15 protein-coding genes, 1 tRNA gene and 1 pseudogene are annotated in these 15,044 nt (G+C 67.0%); 9 read left to right on the top strand and 8 right to left on the bottom strand.

Annotation, left to right across the window (positions count from 1 at the left end; all coding sequences use genetic code 11):
* Positions 1-36 precede the first annotated feature (36 nt).
* The 4 genes from ACP59X_RS15115 to ACP59X_RS15100 all read left to right on the top strand — a co-directional run bounded on the left by ACP59X_RS15115 (position 37) and on the right by ACP59X_RS15100 (position 3,680).
* Positions 37-1,497: an Rne/Rng family ribonuclease gene (locus ACP59X_RS15115; protein WP_428569918.1), complete on the top strand. Its 1,461-nt coding sequence runs from the start codon at positions 37-39 to the stop codon at positions 1,495-1,497.
* A 107-nt stretch (positions 1,498-1,604) separates the two neighbouring features.
* On the top strand, positions 1,605-2,162 hold the full coding sequence (locus tag ACP59X_RS15110) for an epoxyqueuosine reductase QueH (RefSeq protein WP_428559825.1): 558 nt from the start codon (positions 1,605-1,607) through the stop codon (positions 2,160-2,162).
* A 233-nt stretch (positions 2,163-2,395) separates the two neighbouring features.
* Entirely contained in the window at positions 2,396-3,322 is a 927-nt protein-coding gene (locus ACP59X_RS15105) for a CobD/CbiB family cobalamin biosynthesis protein (protein ID WP_428559823.1), read from the top strand.
* A gap of 151 nt (positions 3,323-3,473) precedes the next feature.
* Positions 3,474-3,680, top strand: a complete 207-nt coding sequence (locus ACP59X_RS15100) for a cold shock domain-containing protein (protein WP_428559821.1) — start codon at positions 3,474-3,476, stop codon at positions 3,678-3,680.
* A gap of 83 nt (positions 3,681-3,763) precedes the next feature.
* On the opposite strand, the gene proC is transcribed toward ACP59X_RS15100, so the two are convergent.
* From proC to crcB, 5 genes are all read right to left on the bottom strand, one after another.
* Complete coding sequence (gene proC, locus ACP59X_RS15095) at positions 3,764-4,564, bottom strand: pyrroline-5-carboxylate reductase (protein ID WP_428559819.1); 801 nt, start codon at positions 4,562-4,564, stop codon at positions 3,764-3,766.
* Positions 4,565-4,568: 4 nt separating this feature from the next.
* On the bottom strand, positions 4,569-4,985 hold the full coding sequence (gene ndk, locus ACP59X_RS15090) for a nucleoside-diphosphate kinase (protein WP_428559817.1): 417 nt from the start codon (positions 4,983-4,985) through the stop codon (positions 4,569-4,571).
* Between the two features lie 107 nt (positions 4,986-5,092).
* Positions 5,093-5,704, bottom strand: coding sequence for a GNAT family N-acetyltransferase (locus ACP59X_RS15085; protein WP_428559815.1), 612 nt, complete (start codon positions 5,702-5,704; stop codon positions 5,093-5,095).
* A 41-nt stretch (positions 5,705-5,745) separates the two neighbouring features.
* Positions 5,746-6,975, bottom strand: coding sequence for a DUF190 domain-containing protein (locus ACP59X_RS15080; RefSeq protein WP_428559813.1), 1,230 nt, complete (start codon positions 6,973-6,975; stop codon positions 5,746-5,748).
* A 21-nt stretch (positions 6,976-6,996) separates the two neighbouring features.
* Complete coding sequence (gene crcB, locus ACP59X_RS15075; RefSeq protein ID WP_428559811.1) at positions 6,997-7,374, bottom strand: fluoride efflux transporter CrcB; 378 nt, start codon at positions 7,372-7,374, stop codon at positions 6,997-6,999.
* A 333-nt stretch (positions 7,375-7,707) separates the two neighbouring features.
* Here crcB and nifU point away from each other — a divergent pair, with 333 nt between their 5' ends.
* Both nifU and nifS read left to right on the top strand, forming a co-directional pair.
* Positions 7,708-8,553 carry a Fe-S cluster assembly protein NifU gene (gene nifU / locus ACP59X_RS15070; RefSeq protein WP_428559809.1) on the top strand — a complete coding sequence of 282 codons (846 nt, stop codon included), beginning with the start codon at positions 7,708-7,710 and terminating at the stop codon, positions 8,551-8,553.
* Entirely contained in the window at positions 8,550-9,734 is a 1,185-nt protein-coding gene (nifS, locus tag ACP59X_RS15065; protein ID WP_428559807.1) for a cysteine desulfurase NifS, read from the top strand. The genes nifU and nifS overlap by 4 nt, the downstream gene beginning before the upstream one ends.
* A 239-nt stretch (positions 9,735-9,973) precedes the next feature.
* Here nifS and ACP59X_RS15060 read toward each other — a convergent pair whose 3' ends face one another.
* From ACP59X_RS15060 to murA, 3 genes are all read right to left on the bottom strand, one after another.
* Positions 9,974-10,444: a hypothetical protein gene (locus ACP59X_RS15060; protein ID WP_428559805.1), complete on the bottom strand. Its 471-nt coding sequence runs from the start codon at positions 10,442-10,444 to the stop codon at positions 9,974-9,976.
* Between the two features lie 82 nt (positions 10,445-10,526).
* Positions 10,527-11,903: an L-serine ammonia-lyase gene (locus ACP59X_RS15055; protein ID WP_428559802.1), complete on the bottom strand. Its 1,377-nt coding sequence runs from the start codon at positions 11,901-11,903 to the stop codon at positions 10,527-10,529.
* A gap of 48 nt (positions 11,904-11,951) precedes the next feature.
* A complete protein-coding gene (gene murA, locus ACP59X_RS15050) occupies positions 11,952-13,202 on the bottom strand; it encodes a UDP-N-acetylglucosamine 1-carboxyvinyltransferase (protein ID WP_428559799.1) in 1,251 nt (416 codons plus the stop codon).
* Positions 13,203-13,346: 144 nt separating this feature from the next.
* On the opposite strand from murA, the gene ACP59X_RS15045 reads away from it, so the two are divergent.
* The 3 genes and pseudogenes from ACP59X_RS15045 to ACP59X_RS15035 all read left to right on the top strand — a co-directional run bounded on the left by ACP59X_RS15045 (position 13,347) and on the right by ACP59X_RS15035 (position 14,951).
* Positions 13,347-13,422: transfer RNA gene (locus ACP59X_RS15045), tRNA-His, on the top strand.
* Positions 13,423-13,545: 123 nt separating this feature from the next.
* Positions 13,546-13,833 (top strand): annotated as a pseudogene (locus tag ACP59X_RS15040) (transposase); the annotation flags it as partial.
* Between the two features lie 557 nt (positions 13,834-14,390).
* On the top strand, positions 14,391-14,951 hold the full coding sequence (locus ACP59X_RS15035) for a reverse transcriptase domain-containing protein (RefSeq protein ID WP_428559796.1): 561 nt from the start codon (positions 14,391-14,393) through the stop codon (positions 14,949-14,951).
* The last annotated feature ends 93 nt before the right edge of the window (positions 14,952-15,044 follow it).

The raw sequence follows: 15,044 nt of genomic DNA, 5'->3' as shown, positions 1-15,044 counted from the left end.
GGCGCCGACGCGCCGGCGGCAGGGAGTTTGTTGCCCATGAGCAGAGGAAAGAAACGCAAGCAGAAGATGTTTATCGGCGTGCTGCCCGGCGAGCAGGTCGAAGTGGCCGTGGCCGAAGACGGGATGCTCGTCGAATACTATGTGGAAATGGTCCACCAGGCCAAGACGCGCGGCCATATCTACAAGGGGAAGATCCACAACATCGATCCCGCCCTGCAGGCCGCCTTCATCAATTACGGCGCCGAGCGCAACGGGTTCCTGCAAATCGACGAGGTCCACCCCGAATACTACCAGGTCGTCCACACCGGCGAGCGCCGCCCCAAATACCCCCCCATCCAGAAGGCGCTCAAGAAGGGCCAGGAACTCCTCGTCCAGGTCGTCAAGGAACCCACCGGCCACAAGGGCGCCTTCCTGACCACCTACCTGTCCCTGCCCGGCCGGTATTTCGTGCTGACCCCGGGCCGGGAGCAGCGGGGGGTATCGCGCAAGATCGAGGACGAGACCGAACGCAAGCGCCTCAAGGAGGCTATCGCCGGGCTCAAGCTCGACGAGGGCCTGGGGATCATCGTGCGCACCGCCGCCCTGTCCCAGTCCAAGACGTCGCTGGAGCGCGACCTGTCCTACCTGAAGCGCCTGTGGAAGGAGGTGCGCCAGCGCGGCACCACGGCCGAGACGCCGAGCTGCATCTACCAGGAGCTCGACCTGTCGTCGCGGGCCGTGCGCGACTACCTGACCGACGAGGTGGGCGAGATCTGGGTGGACGAACCCGAGACGGCCGCGCGCGTGGCCGAGATGGCCACCCTGGTCTATCCGCGCCGCCCGGACATCGTCAAACAGCACACCGACATGGACGTGCCCTTGTGGGACCGCTTCAACCTGCGCAAGCAGATCGAGCAGCTCTACGGCCGCGAGGTGACGCTGCCCAGCGGCGGCGTGCTCGTCTTCGACCACGCCGAGGCCCTCACCGCCGTGGACATCAACTCCGGCAAGATCGGCGGCGAATCGAATTTCCGCGAGATGGCCCTTAAAACCAATGTCGAGGCGGCCGAGGAGGTCGCCCGGCAGCTGCGGCTGCGCGACATCGGCGGCCAGGTGGTCATCGACTTCATCGAGATGAAGGACCGCAAGCACGTGGCCGAGGTGGAAAAGACCCTGCGGGCGGCGTTTAAGTCCGACCGGGCCCGCACCGACGTGGGCCGCATCTCGCGCTTCGGGCTGCTCGAAATCGTGCGCCAGCGCCTGGGCTCCTCGGCCCTGTCCATCACCTCCGAACCCTGCCCCTGCTGCCGGGGCTCGGGCCAGCGGCGCAACCACGAGTGGCAGGCGCTGACCGTCCTCAAGGACATCTACCGCCAGATGCGCAAGGATTCCGGGCAGGAGACCGTCACGGCCAAGGTCGGCGAGGAGCTGGCCCTGTACCTGCTCAACCACAAGCGGGCGCGCCTTTCGGCCATGGAAGAGGAATTCAAGAAAAAAATCATCATCGCCCCCCTGTAGCGTTGCGTCCCTTGAAAAATACGACAGTATTTTTTAAGAAAAATAATTAGTTAAGATGTTGCGCCTAAATAGGCATACACTCTCTTCGCGGACGCGACACTAACGCCATGGCCAAGCGGGTCCTGCTCCACATCTGCTGCGGCCCCTGCGCCATCGCGCCCGTAAAGCGCCTCCAGGAGGCCGGCTGGACCGTGGTGGGGCTTTATTTCAACCCCAACATCCAGCCGGCCATGGAATACCTGCGCCGCCGCGAGGGCGTGGCCGCCGTGGCCGGCATCCTGGGCGTGGCCGTGCGCTACGACGCCTACGACCCGTTGCCCCACCTGCGCCGGTCCCTGGCCGATCCGGCCGGCCGCTGCCCGCCCTGCTGGGACGAGCGCCTGGCCCGGGCCGCGGCCACGGCCCGGGCGCTGGGCTGCGACGCTTTCACGTCGTCGCTGCTCTACAGCAAGTACCAGGACCACGACCTGCTCGCCGCCCTGGGCGACGCCAAGGGGCAAGCCCATGGCGTGCCCTTCCACTACCAGGATTTCCGCGTCCACTGGGACGAGGGCGTGGCCCTGTCCCGGGAGTGGAACATCTACCGCCAACCCTACTGCGGCTGCGTCCTGAGCGAACTCGACCGCTACGCCAAGAAGCTGCGCCAGCCGTTCGGGGGGGAGTAGAAGGGATGCCTCCGGCGGCCAGGAAGGCCGAAACGTCGGCAGGGGCAGCCTCCGGCGGTCAGGAGGGGATGATCCCCTCCTGGACCTCCCCGCCGGGGGGGACGGGTCACGATTTCTGGAAGGCGTAGCGGTCAGTTCCACAAAAACGGGAACGGCCGCGCGCTGTCCGTTGCCCGCCCCTCACGATTGTTTCAACCACGATTGTTTCAACCCGAATCCCGGGAAAGAAAACCATGCCCGAAACGCTTCTTCTCCTGGCGGCCGTTGGACTGGACCTGCTTTGGGGCGATCCGCCGCGCCTGCCCCATCCGGTGCGGGCCATCGGTGCGGCCTATGCCGGCCTGGACCGGCTGGCCGACCGGCTTGGCTGGCGCAATAGACTGTTCGGCGCGGCCGGTGTGTTGGCCGTGACGGCGGCCAGCGCCGGGCTGGTCCGGGGGCTGGCCGGCCTGCCGGGCGTGGGCTGGCTGGCCGGCCTGTATTTCGCCTACGCCGGCCTGGCCCTGGGCGGGTTGCTGCGGGAAGGGCGCCGGGCGGCACGGTTATTGGAAGTCGGACGGACGCAAGAAGCCCGGGCCGTGGTGGCCGGCCTGGTCAGCCGCGACGTGTCCGCCCTGGGCGCGGACGGCCTGTGGCGGGCCCTGGCCGAATCCGTGGCCGAGAACGCCAACGACGCCTTCGTGGCGCCGCTTTTTTGGCTGGCCCTCGGCGGTCCGGCCGGGCTTTGGGCCTACAAGGCCGTGAGCACCGCCGATTCCATGTGGGGCTACCGCACGCCGCGTTACGCGCGGCTGGGCTTTTTCGCCGCCCGGGCCGACGATGCCCTGGCCTGGCTGCCGGCCCGGCTCACGGTTGCGGCCATGTGGTGCGCGGCCTGGTTCCTGGGCCTGGCCGGCGGCGTGCGCCTCGGCGATGTCCGGCGGGACGCCAAACGAAGCGCCAGCCCCAATGCCGGCTGGCCCATGGCCGCAGCGGCCTGGTTGTGCGGCGGCACCATGGGCGGTGCGGCAATGTATTTCGGCGTGCCTGTGGCCAAACCGGCCATGGGGCCGCCGGGCGTGCCATGGAATGCGCAACGGTATGCCAAACTGGAGCGGCTGGTGATGGCCAGTGGGCTCCTGGTTGCGATAGTTATTATTTGCTTGAGTGCGATCTATTGACATTTCTTATGCAGAAGATGCTTGTCGTGAAAGTCGAAGGGCTTGGCGTATGTTGCACTATCGACATGATGGGGACGGGGTTTTTTTGTTGACGTATTTGTGACGGGGATGCTAACCCATATACTACGATTTTTTTCAGGAGGGCAGCTGTATGGGATTCGAAGGCACCGTCAAATGGTTCAGTGACAAAAAGGGCTATGGTTTTATCATGCGCGAGGGCGAGGACGACGTGTTCGTCCACTATTCGTCCATCGAGGGTGAGGGTTTTCGCACCCTGCGCGAAGGGGAACTCGTACGCTTTGACATCATTCAGGGCGAACGGGGTCCCAAGGCCAGCAATGTGGTCAAAACCGCCTAAGTCCCCGTCCGACCAACCCACATAACGCAAAAGCCCCCGTCGCGGCGCGGCGGGGGCTTTTTTATGCGTACAAGATGGCCGCTTCAGCCGCCGAGTTTCTTGGAGCGGTCCCGCGAGGCCACGGCCGCGTCGATGATGGCCGCCCGCACGGCCTGGCGGTCGAGGTGCATGAGCGCCTCGATGGTGGTGCCGGCCGGGGAGGTGACCATTTCGCGCAAAAGGCTCGGGTGGTTGCCGGACTTGGCCGCCAGTTTGGCCGTGCCGGCAAAAAGCCCGGTGACGATGTCCGCCGCCTTGTCCCGGGGAAAGCCCATGTACACGCCCGATTCGATGAGCGCTTCCATGAAGTAGAGCACGTAGGCCGGCCCGGAACCGGCCAGGCCGGTGAAGGCGTCGAAGAACTGCTCGGACAGGACATACGTGCGGCCGAGCTTGGCGAAAAGCTCCTCCACGAAGGCCTTCGCCTCGGGGGCAAGGGCCGGGTCGTCCAGGCACAGGGCGAACTGGCCCGCTCCGACCAGGGCCGGGGTGTTGGGCATCACCCGAACCACCGGGCAGGCCCCGCCCGTCAGTTCCCGCAGCCGGGCCATGGTCACCCCGGCCACGATGGAGCATACCACGGTGCCGGGCCTAAGGTGCGGGGCCAGGGCCTCCATGGCGGTGGCGAGGTACTGCGGCTTGACGCACAGGACGAGGTAGTCGCTGCCCGCCGCCAGGGCCTCCGGGGTCTGGGCCTTTTGGGCCAGCCCGGCGCCCGCCAGGGCGTCCACCTTGGCCGTGTCCAGGTCGAAGGCCAGGGCCGAGACCGCGGGAACGGCGGCCAGGCCCTTGATGATGGCCGCGCCCATGTTGCCCGCGCCGAGAAAGCCGATGACGGCGGCCATGGCGCTAGCCCACCATTTCCAGGGCGCTGAAGAAGTAGGCGGTCTCGAAGGCGGCGGTTTCCGGGGCGTCGGAGCCGTGGACGGAATTCTTCTCGATGTCCAGGGCGTAGGTCTTGCGGATGGTGCCTGCCTCGGCCTTTTCCGGGTTGGTGGCGCCCATGAGCGTGCGGTAGCGGGCGATGGCGTCGTCGCCTTCGAGGATGGACACGACCACCGGGCCGGAGATCATGAAATCGACCAGGCTGCCGAAAAACGGGCGTTCCTTGTGCACGGCGTAGAAGCCTTCGGCTTGCGCCTTGGTCAGCTGGATCATCTTGACGGCCACGACCTTGAGGCCGGCGTCCTGGATCATTTTGAGGATGGCCCCGGACAGGTTGCGGGAAACGGCGTCGGGCTTGATGATGGAAAGGGTGCGTTCCATGGTGTTGCTCCTTGGGTGTGGTGTGGGCTGGCCGGGCGTGGGGCGAGGGCGCCCCGGGTACGGGACCGGCGCGGCCCGGCGTGCCGGGGCTTACCGTGAATCGGCCGTTAAGGCAAAGGGGAAAAGCGCGGGCCGTCGCGGCGCATGTTGACCATGGCCACGCCCCGGTAGAACGCCTCGGAGTCGATGACGAAGCCTTCCCGGCTGTAGAAGCCGCAAGCCGGCGACTCCCGGGCCGCGGTCAGGATGAGGCCGGCGAAGCCCCGCGCGGCGGCCAGGTCGTAGAGGAAGCCCAGCATTTCCCTGCCCAGCCCCGAGCGTTGCCAGGCGGGCAGGGTGCCGAGCAGGAACAGCTCCAGGTAGCGGGCCTGGTAGTGCGGCCGCCCCAGGTAGATGCGGAAGAATTCCATCATGCTGCGCCAGCCCATGATGCGCAGGAACCGGGAGAAAAAAAGCAGCAGCTTAAGGCCCCCCGGTTCGTCGCGCGGGTCCAGGGCCAAGGCGACGCAGGCGAGCTCCCCTTCCTGGCGGATGCCGTACAACAGCGCCCGGTCGGGCGGGCAGAACATGTCGAGCAACAGGTCGAGCAGGGCGGCGACGGTTGCCTGGGGCGTGCCCGGGGCAAAGACCGGGTGACGGGCGAAGGCCGGGACCAGGACATGCATGAGCTCCGGCCGATGCGAAGGATCAAGGGGATGCACACGGACCTGTTGGGCCATGACGACCTCCCGCCTGCCGCAGGTTGTTCGAAGCGCCGGCCTCAGGTCCCGGCGATGACCCGCAAGACCGCCTCGCGGTCCACCATGCCGAGCAGCTTGCCGGCGTCGTCGACCACGACCAGGCGCTTGACCTTGGCCGCCAGCATCTTTTGCAGCACGTCCATGAGCGAGGCGTCCTCGGGCACGGTGTGCACGCCCGGGACCATGACTTCGGAGGCCGTGCCGGCCGGACAGGCGGCGTCGTCCTGCCCGCCGAAACCGAACAGCGCCTGCACCAGGCCCGGCTTGCGCCCGGGGCCGCAGCGCGTCAGCAGGTCGCTGTCCAGGACAATGCCGAGCACCTTGTTCGCTCCGTCCACCACCACCACCCGGCGCAGCGGCGAGGCCACCAGCCGGGACACGACATCGGCCAGGGGGGTGTCCGGCGCGGCTGTCGGCACCTCGGTGAACATGACGTCGCGGGCCAGCTGGAACAGCCCGGCCGTGAACCGGGGCAAGGCCTCGGCGGCCGGGGCCAGGTCGGCGGCCGAGCGCAGGATGTCGGCCCGGCTGACGATGCCCACGAGCTCGCCGGCCTCGTCCACGGCCGGCAGGCGCTTGAGCCCCTTTTTGATCATGAGCCGGGCCGCCTCGCGCAGGCCCGCCCGGTCGCTTATGGTCACAACCGGCGCGGTCATGACGTCGCCGGCGGTGTGGCCGGAGAGCCTGTCGCGCTCCTCCTGCCGGGCCGCCTCGGTCAGCACGCCCTGCAGGGACAGCCGGGCCTCCATGCCGCCGCGCGACAGCAGGTCGCCGCCCGTGACGATGCCCGCCACCCGGCCCTTGGCGTCCAGGACCGGCACGGCCTTGACCCGGCGCGACACGAGCAGGTCCACCACCTGCGGCAGGGGCGTGCCCGGCGTCACCGTGGCCACGTTTGCCGCCATGACGTCGCGCACCCGTACCGGGCAGTGGAAATGGGCCACAAGGCGCTGGCGGGTGATGAGCCCGCCCTTGGTCGCCGCCTCGATGCGCGGCAAAAGCGCCTCGATGCGCTCGGGCCGGTCCACGATCTCCACCACCAGCGGCAGGTCCTCGGACAGGCGCAGCAGTTTGGCCGTATGCACCAGGCTGCCCGCCCCGAACCCCAGCACGCCGCGAAAGACCGTGGCTCCGGCCGCGCCGTGCTTGCGGGCCAGCTCCACCAGGGCCTCGTGGACGGGGCGGCCGTCCGTGCGGTCGGATTCGCCGCAGTACACCCGCAGCAGTTCGACTTCGGCATATTCGGCCATGACGACTCCTTGCGCGCGTCGTTAGAACATCCGGCCCAGGATCAGGCCGCCGAACAGCGCGGCGAAACCGATCACGGTCTGAAACGTCACGTTGGCCAGGGCCGGCAGCCAGCGCCCGTCTTCCAGGTACCCGCCGCTTTCGAAAATGAACGTGGAAAAAGTGGTGAAAGCGCCCATGAACCCCGTGAGGATGATGACGCGGGCCTCGGTACGCAGCAACATCCGGTCCTCGCCCAGTTCCCAGAAAAGCCCGAACAGGAAACAGCCCAGGATGTTGACCGCCGCCGTGCCCCAGGGGAAATCCCGGCCGACGAGGTCGTAGACCAGCCCCGACAGCCAGTAGCGGGCCAGGGTTCCGGCCGCCCCGGCCAGGGCGATGAGCCCGAGTTTTTCCAGCATGGTCCCCCCTTCCCGGGCGACGGCCGGGCCGCCGCGCCGCGTGATGGGCAAGGTCTCCCGGGCGTCGCGGGCGGCGTCGGGGAAGGCGGAAAGACGGTGTCTTTCCCGATCGCCTGATAGCCCATGACGGGCAAAGGGTAAAGCCGAGGGTTGACATCGCGCATGCCAGGCAACGGGTAAAGCCGACGGTTGACATCGCTAATCCTCTCACTATGGTATGAAATTGCCGGGAGGGCCGGAAAACGTGGCCAGCCTCTTTTCCCGGAGCGTTTTGCGGCTTACACTGGTTTCGCGCCGCCGGCTTCCCGCCGAAAGACGCGCACGGAGGACAGCATGTGGGACTATACGGACAAGGTCAGGGATCATTTTCTCCATCCCCGAAACGTGGGCAGCCTGGATGGGGCCAACGCCGTGGGCGAAGTCGGGTCGCTGGCCTGCGGCGACGCGCTCAAGCTCTTTCTCAAGATCAATGACGCCGGCGTCATCGAGGACGCGACGTTCCAGACCTTCGGCTGCGCCTCGGCCATCGCCTCCAGCTCGGTGCTCACGGAACTGCTCAAGGGCAAGACCGTCGCAGAGGCCAGAAAGCTCACCAACAAGGACATCGCCGACTACCTGGGCGGGTTGCCCAAGGAGAAGATGCACTGCTCGGTCATGGGCCAGGAGGCCCTGGAAGCGGCCCTGGCCGCCTACCAGGGCGAGGCGGCCCCGCGGCACGAACCCGAGGGCGAGCTGGTGTGCAAGTGCTTCGGCGTCTACGACGGCCAGATCCGCCGGGCCATCCGGGAAAACGGCCTGACCAGCGTCGAGGAGGTTACGGACTTCACCAAGGCCGGCGGCGGCTGCGGCGACTGCCTGGAGAAGTTGCAGGCCATCCTGGACGAGGAACTGGGCAAGGCCCCGGCGGCCGCGCCCGAGCCCGTGGCCGCCAAGCCCCTGACCAACCTCGAACGCATGCGCCGGGTGGCCCAGGTCATGGACGAGGAGATCCGCCCCAACCTCAAGAAGGACGGCGGCGACATCGAGCTGGTGGACATCGACGGCAAGACGGTGCTGGTCGCCCTGCGCGGGGCCTGCAAGGGCTGCCCGGTCAGCAACGTGACGCTGACCGACTTCGTGCAAAAGCGCCTGCAGGAGCTGGTGGAACCCGACATCACGGTCCGGGAGGCGGGCAAATGAACCCGGTTTACCTCGACAACAACGCCACAACCATGGTGGCCCCCGAGGTGGTGGAGGCCATGCTTCCCTACCTCGGCCAGCTCTACGGCAACCCGTCGAGCATGCACTCCTTCGGTGGCCAGGTGGGCACGGCCCTGAAAAAGGCCCGGGCCGACGTGGCCGAGGCCCTCGGCGCCCGGCCCGAGGAGGTCATCTTCACCTCCTGCGGCTCGGAATCCGACAACACGGCCATTTTGAGCGCCCTGGCCGTCCATCCGGACAAGCGCCACCTGGTCACCACCCGGGTGGAGCACCCGGCGGTCCTGAGCCTGGCCAAGCACCTGGAGGAAAAGGGCTACGAGGTCACGTACCTCGGCGTGGACGAGAAGGGCCGGCTCGACCTCGAGGAACTCGGCCGGTCCATCCGCAAGGACACGGCCGTCGTGTCGGTCATGTACGCCAACAACGAGACCGGGACCATCTTTCCCATCCCGGAGATCGCGGCGCTGTGCAAGGCCCGGGGCGTGCTGTTTCACACCGACGCCGTCCAGGCCGTGGGCAAGGTGGACATCGACCTTGCGAAACTTCCCGTGGACATGCTGGCCCTGTCCGGCCACAAGCTCCACGCGCCCAAGGGCGTGGGGGTGCTTTACGTGCGCACGGGCACGCCCTACCGGCCCTTCCTCATCGGCGGCCACCAGGAGCGCGGCCGCCGGGCCGGCACGGAAAACACCGCCGGCATCATCGCCCTGGCCACAGCCATGAAGCTGGCCAGGGACAACATCAACGCCGAGAACACCCGGGTCAGGGCCCTGCGCGACCGCCTGGAAGCGGGCATCCTGGCCAAGGTCCCGGACTGCATCGTCAACGGCGACCCGGAGCACCGCCTGCCCAACACGTCCAGCATCGCCTTCAAGTACGTCGAGGGCGAGGCGATCCTTTTGATGCTCGACCAGTTCGGCATCTGCGCCAGCTCCGGTTCGGCCTGCACCTCCGGCAGCCTGGAGCCGTCCCACGTGCTGCGGGCCATGGGCGTGCCCTTCACCTATGCCCACGGCTCCATTCGGTTCAGCCTCTCGCGCTACACCACCGAGGCCGAGGTCGACCTCGTGTTGGACAGCCTGCCCGGGGTCATCGAGACCTTGCGGCGCATGTCGCCTTTCCGCGAGGACGCGCCGGCCAAGCCGGCCTGCACCTGCTAGAGTTGCGTCCCGAAAAATACGAGGGGTCTGTAATTATAGACAGGGGAGAAGCCTGCGGCGGCCAAAGGGCTGCCGCCCTTTGGAATCCCGTAATGATTCCAGCCTGTGGTTCTCTCGGAAAGAGGTCCGTTTCCGGGTGAGAAGTTCCCGTCTTCCCGCCCGTTGCGCCCCGCCCGCCGCCCGCCGGATCGTCGATCCGGCGGGCGGCGTTGCTTTCGAGGCATGTCCGGAGGCACCGCTCAGTTGATGGGCGTGCCGGAGGAGGGTGGCACGTAATAGTAGTAGCCCGGCGGCAGGGGCTGGTTCGGGGCCGGGGGGGCCACCGGGTAGTAGGTGCCGGGCGGGGGCGGCGGGGTTTGCGGCGCGGCCAGGCCTTCGCGGACGATGGTTTGGGCGTCCTGGCGCACGTCCGGCCCGGGGGTCAGGATGTTGTTGTCGCCGATGCCGGGCGCGACCTGCCAGGATTTTTCCCAATGGCCGGATTGCGAGGGGTAGTAGCGGGCGCCGTCGCAACGTCCGGCACAGGCCGGGCAGGAACGGTTGCACAGGGACGAGGGCGAAAAATTCGTCATGGAGCCGGTGTCCAGAACGCAGACCTGCCGGCCGGCCGGGTCGACGCACTGGAAAAGCCCCACGGCCTGGGCCGGGACGGCCGGCCAGCACAACACGGCGGCCAAAACCGCCACAGGGAAGATACGCGCGAAAGACATACGAACCTCCTTGTCACACGGTTACGGTTCCCACATACCACATCCCGGGCCGTTTGCCAGCGGTGCGGGCCAAGACGGCCTTTCAACAGGCGATGACGCTTACGGCCAGCCCTCCCTGGGCCGTTTCCTTGTAATTGCAGTGCATGTCGCGGCCGGTGGCCCGCATGGCGGCGATGGCCTGGTCCAGGCCGACCTTGTGGTGGGCGAGCATCTCGTCGGAGGCAATCAGGTAGGCGGCATAGGCCTTGACCGCGCCGATGGCGTTGCGCTCGATGCAGGGAATCTGGACATAGCCGCCCACCGGGTCGCAGGTCAGGCCCAGGTGGTGCTCGAGGGCGGTCTCGGCCGCGTTTTCCACCACCCGCACGCCAAAGCCCGCGCCATGGGCGAGCATGGCCGCGGCCATGGCCGCCGCCACGCCGACCTCGGCCTGGCAGCCGCCCTCGGCCCCGGCGATGGTGGCGTTGTGCTTGGCCAGAAAGCCGATGGTCGCCGCGGCCAGCAAGCCCTCGCGGATGGAATGCTCGGGCAGTTCCAGATGCTGGCGCATGAACCGGGCCGTGGCCGGGACGATGCCCGAGGCGCCGCAGGTCGGGGCCGTGACCACGACATGGCCGGCGGCGTTTTCCTCGGACGCGGCAAAGGCGTAGGCCATGAGCTTGGCCAGCAGGCTCTCGTGGGGCTGGCGCCGGGAACGGCCGGCGCGCTCGTAGAGGGTCGCCGCCTTGCGGGCCAGGCCCAGGGGGCCGGGCAGGGGGCCGCTGGCGGCCAGCCCGGCGGTTACGGCCGCGTCCATGGCCGTGAGCACCCCGTCGAGGCCGGCCAGGACCGCCCCTTGCCCCAGGCCGCTGACGGCGGTTTCGTTTTCCAGCAGGAGCTTGGTCAGGCCGATGTCGTGCTCGGCCACGATCCGCTTGATGTCGGCCATGGTTTCGTAGGCATGGGCCGGTGCCGGGCGCGGGGTATCCGGCTCCCCGACGACGCGTACGAAGCCGCCGCCGACCGAGGCGTACAGGCGTTCGGCTAAAACCGGCGCCGGCTCGCCCCGGCCGAGGAGTTGCACGCGCAAGGTGTTGGGGCTGCCCAGGTCGTGGGCCACCGGCCCGAAAGTCACGTCCCGGGCGCTGACCTCCAGGGCGGTCGGGCCAAGCTCCAACCGGCGTGGCTTGTCGGGGTCGCGGGCCAGGGCGTCGAGGAAATCCGGCGGGCAGCGCTCGGGCAGCTCCCCCAGGAGCCCGGCCAGCACGGCCCGGTCCGTGCCGTGGCCGCGCCCCGTGGCCGCCAGGCTCCCGTAGAGGGTGACCGCGACGCGGCCGGCGGTGGCAAGCACCTGCGGCGGCAGGCCGCGCGCAAAGCCCAGGAAATCGGCGCCGGCGCGCATGGGTCCGATGGTGTGGGAACTCGACGGCCCGGGGCCGATCTTGAACAGATCGAAAACGCTCAGGTCGATGGCGGGCAAGCACGACTCCTTGGCGCTGCGGCGGCCAGGCCGGACGTGAGGGGAGGGTCAGGGCAGCCGTTCGATATCCGCGCCGACGTTGCGCAGTTTGACTTCCACGGCCTCGTAGCCCCGGTCCAGGTGGTAGACGCGCTGGATGAGGGTTTCGCCCCGGGCGGCCAGGCCGGCCAGGACCAGCGAGGCACTGGCCCGCAGGTCGGAAGCCATGACCGGCGCGCCGGTCAGGCTCTTGACGCCGCGAATGAAGGCGTTCTGGGAGGAGATGCGGATCTGGGCGCCCAGGCGCACCAGCTCCTGGACGTGCATGAAGCGGTTTTCGAAAATGGTTTCGCGGATGGAGCCCGCGCCCATGGCCACGCACATCAGCGCCATGATCTGCGCCTGCACGTCGGTGGGAAAGCCGGGATAGGGCTGGGTGGCCACGTCCACGCCGACCAGTTGTTCCCGGCGGCGCACCTGCACCCCGGCGTTGGTGGCCTCCACCTGCACGCCCATCTCGCGCAGCTTGGAGACCACGGCGTCGAGTTCCATGAACGGGCAGCACTCGATGTGCAGTTCGCCGTCGGTGATGGCCGCGGCCATCATGTAGGTGGCGGCCTCGATGCGGTCGGGCATGATGCGGTAGTGGCCTCCGCCCAGTTGCGGCACGCCCTCGATGGTGATGACCGAGGTGCCGTGGCCGGTGATTTTCGCGCCCATGGCGTTTAAAAAATCGGCCAGGTCGGCCACTTCGGGCTCGCGGGCGGCGTTTTCGAGGATGGTCGTGCCCTCGGCCAGGCTCGCGGCCATGAGCAGGTTTTCCGTGCCGCCGACCGTGGGGAAGTCGAAGACGATGCGGGCGCCGGTGAGCTTGTCGCAGCGCCCCTCGATGTAGCCGGCTTCCAGGTTGAAGGTGGCGCCGAGTTTTTCCAGGGCGGTCAGGTGCAAATTGACGGGCCGGGCGCCGATGGCGCAGCCGCCGGGCAGGGCCACCCGGGCCTGGCCGGTGCGGGCGAGCAGGGGGCCGAGCACCAGCACCGAGGCGCGCATGGTGCGCACGAGGTCGTAGGGGGCCTCGGGGTTGAGGCTGGCGGGCGGCTCCAGGCGGACGGTGTTGCCCTCGAAGGCGGAGGGGCAGCCGAGGATGTCGAGGAGCTTGAGGGTGGTGTGGATATCGCGCAGGCGCGGGACGTTGTCGATGACGGTCGGCTTGGTCAGAAGCGGCGCGGCGAGCAGGATGGGCAGGGCGGCGTTTTTGGAGCCGCTGACGCGCACGACACCGCAGAGGGGCTTTCCGCCCCGGATACGCAGTTTGTCCATGATGTTCCTTGGCGGGCTTGCCGTGGGGCAAGGGATTTGTTGCTTGGCGCCCAAAAGCATAGCGCGGGGGGGCGATATGGGCAAGGCCGGCAAAAAGATGTTGACGGGCCGGCCGATGGGGTCTAAAGGATTCGTTCTCCAGTGGTGACTGTAGCTCAGTTGGTAGAGTCCCAGGTTGTGGCCCTGGTTGCCGTGGGTTCGAGTCCCATCAGTCACCCCACGAATTTCCCTTGCAAAAGGCCCGGTTAGTCGCCGGGCCTTTCGTTTTTTCTAACTTATTTCTAACAAGCAGTCTCAGTCCCCTACTCAGAGTCGGAGGATAATCACTGTTGGCTCCTCCCATTTCTCGGCTAGTGTCATGGACTGGCACAGCCGGGCGGTGCTGTCCTGGCGGCTATCCAACACCCTGGATGCTGATTTCTGCGTTGCCGCCTTGGAAGAGGCCATGAATCGTTACGGGGTACCGGAGATCTTCAACACGGACCAAGGCTCGCAGTTCACTGGCCAGGACTTCACCCAGGCGCTCAAGGATGCCGGCGTCGCCATCTCCATGGATGGCAAAGGCCGGTGGATGGACAGCGTCTTCATTGAACGCCTGTGGCGCTCGGTGAAATGGGAATGCGTCTACCTGGTGCGCCAGGGCAAGCCTGGAGAAGGAGAATGTATGGAATGCTGAAACCTTCTATTGGAACCCTACGGGTAGCCAAGCCCGTCCGGCCAAGTGTGCTGACAGCCGGAACCGAGTGTTGCGCGGACAGGAGTAATCCTGGACGTGAAGCGTACACAGGGAGTTTGTAGGCCTTGCTATTGAGCCCCGAAATTGCAACTCGCGGGAGCTGACGGCTTCAGGTTTCCGAAAGGCAACATCTGGGGGCAACACAGCATCACCTCTAGGTCCCGCCGGGGTCGAAGAACAAGGCATGCAGACAGTGGGTTCCCCAGGAACCTGGGAGACCCTGCCATCTCCGCTTGAGAATACGGAAGGGAAGAGCCGGTAATCTCGTCCAGGCCTGCCCTGGGTTCGTCTGCCCGGGAACAGGAGCGAATATTCAGGCGACAAGCGGTATCTGAAGGCGAAGGAAACGAAGCCGGAGGAGACGGATGGCAGGGAGTCGGAACGCCCCATAGTACCGATGAATCAGGGGAACCCACCCAGGGGACCCAGAGGAGGGAAGGGGGCGTCTGTTTATGGAACTTCTGGAGGGAAAGATGCAAGGGACATCGAGCCCGGAAAACATCTCAACGAGACTGCAGAAGGTAGCGGAGCTGGCCAAGCAAGCACCGGATATAGTCTTTACGACGTTGGCCCACCATGTTGATGTCATCCTTCTGAAGGAGGCATTCCACCTCACCAGAAAGGATGGGGCATCAGGTGTGGATCAGCAGACAGCAGCGGAGTATGAGGGACAGCTGGATGAGAACCTGACATCCCTCTTGGATCGCTTCAAGAGCGGGACGTACAAGGCTCCTCCGGTCAAGCGGGCGTATATCCCCAAGGCAAGCGGGGCCGCCCGCCCGATCGGCATCCCGACCATCGAGGACAAGGTGCTGCAACGCGCAGTGGCCATGGTTCTGGGGGCGGTCTATGAGCAGGATTTTCTTCCCTGCTCGTACGGTTTCCGCCCCGGCCGGTCATGTCACCAGGCGTTGGAGACGCTGTGGCGCGGCATCATGGGGATGAGAGGCAGGTACGTCTACGAAGTGGACATCCGCAAGTTCTTCGACACGCTGGACCATGGACATCGGTAGCGTCCACGGAGGTGGTGTAAATTCTGAAGTCGTCCAGGCCGGGGGAGAGCCTCCGGCCCGGACGGAATGGGCGAGGTGGCCATCGGGTCAATT

This window comes from Solidesulfovibrio sp. DCME, assembly GCF_049995385.1.
Lineage (GTDB): Bacteria > Desulfobacterota > Desulfovibrionia > Desulfovibrionales > Desulfovibrionaceae > Solidesulfovibrio.
Note: the sequence above shows the minus strand (reverse complement) of the source record. Positions and strands in the feature narration are given on the sequence as shown.

What these genes read in the sequence shown, in the direction of transcription:
- ACP59X_RS15100 (WP_428559821.1), top strand. Translation starts at nt 3,474, where the DNA reads ATGGGATTCGAAGGCACCGTCAAATGGTTCAGTGACAAAAAGGGCTAT.
- ACP59X_RS15110 (WP_428559825.1), top strand. Translation starts at nt 1,605, where the DNA reads ATGGCCAAGCGGGTCCTGCTCCACATCTGCTGCGGCCCCTGCGCCATC.
- ndk (WP_428559817.1), bottom strand. Translation starts at nt 4,985, where the DNA reads ATGGAACGCACCCTTTCCATCATCAAGCCCGACGCCGTTTCCCGCAAC.
- ACP59X_RS15115 (WP_428569918.1), top strand. Translation starts at nt 37, where the DNA reads ATGAGCAGAGGAAAGAAACGCAAGCAGAAGATGTTTATCGGCGTGCTG.
- nifU (WP_428559809.1), top strand. Translation starts at nt 7,708, where the DNA reads ATGTGGGACTATACGGACAAGGTCAGGGATCATTTTCTCCATCCCCGA.
- murA (WP_428559799.1), bottom strand. Translation starts at nt 13,202, where the DNA reads ATGGACAAACTGCGTATCCGGGGCGGAAAGCCCCTCTGCGGTGTCGTG.
- ACP59X_RS15085 (WP_428559815.1), bottom strand. Translation starts at nt 5,704, where the DNA reads ATGGCCCAACAGGTCCGTGTGCATCCCCTTGATCCTTCGCATCGGCCG.
- ACP59X_RS15060 (WP_428559805.1), bottom strand. Translation starts at nt 10,444, where the DNA reads ATGTCTTTCGCGCGTATCTTCCCTGTGGCGGTTTTGGCCGCCGTGTTG.
- nifS (WP_428559807.1), top strand. Translation starts at nt 8,550, where the DNA reads ATGAACCCGGTTTACCTCGACAACAACGCCACAACCATGGTGGCCCCC.
- ACP59X_RS15080 (WP_428559813.1), bottom strand. Translation starts at nt 6,975, where the DNA reads ATGGCCGAATATGCCGAAGTCGAACTGCTGCGGGTGTACTGCGGCGAA.
- crcB (WP_428559811.1), bottom strand. Translation starts at nt 7,374, where the DNA reads ATGCTGGAAAAACTCGGGCTCATCGCCCTGGCCGGGGCGGCCGGAACC.
- ACP59X_RS15105 (WP_428559823.1), top strand. Translation starts at nt 2,396, where the DNA reads ATGCCCGAAACGCTTCTTCTCCTGGCGGCCGTTGGACTGGACCTGCTT.
- proC (WP_428559819.1), bottom strand. Translation starts at nt 4,564, where the DNA reads ATGGCCGCCGTCATCGGCTTTCTCGGCGCGGGCAACATGGGCGCGGCC.
- ACP59X_RS15035 (WP_428559796.1), top strand. Translation starts at nt 14,391, where the DNA reads ATGGAACTTCTGGAGGGAAAGATGCAAGGGACATCGAGCCCGGAAAAC.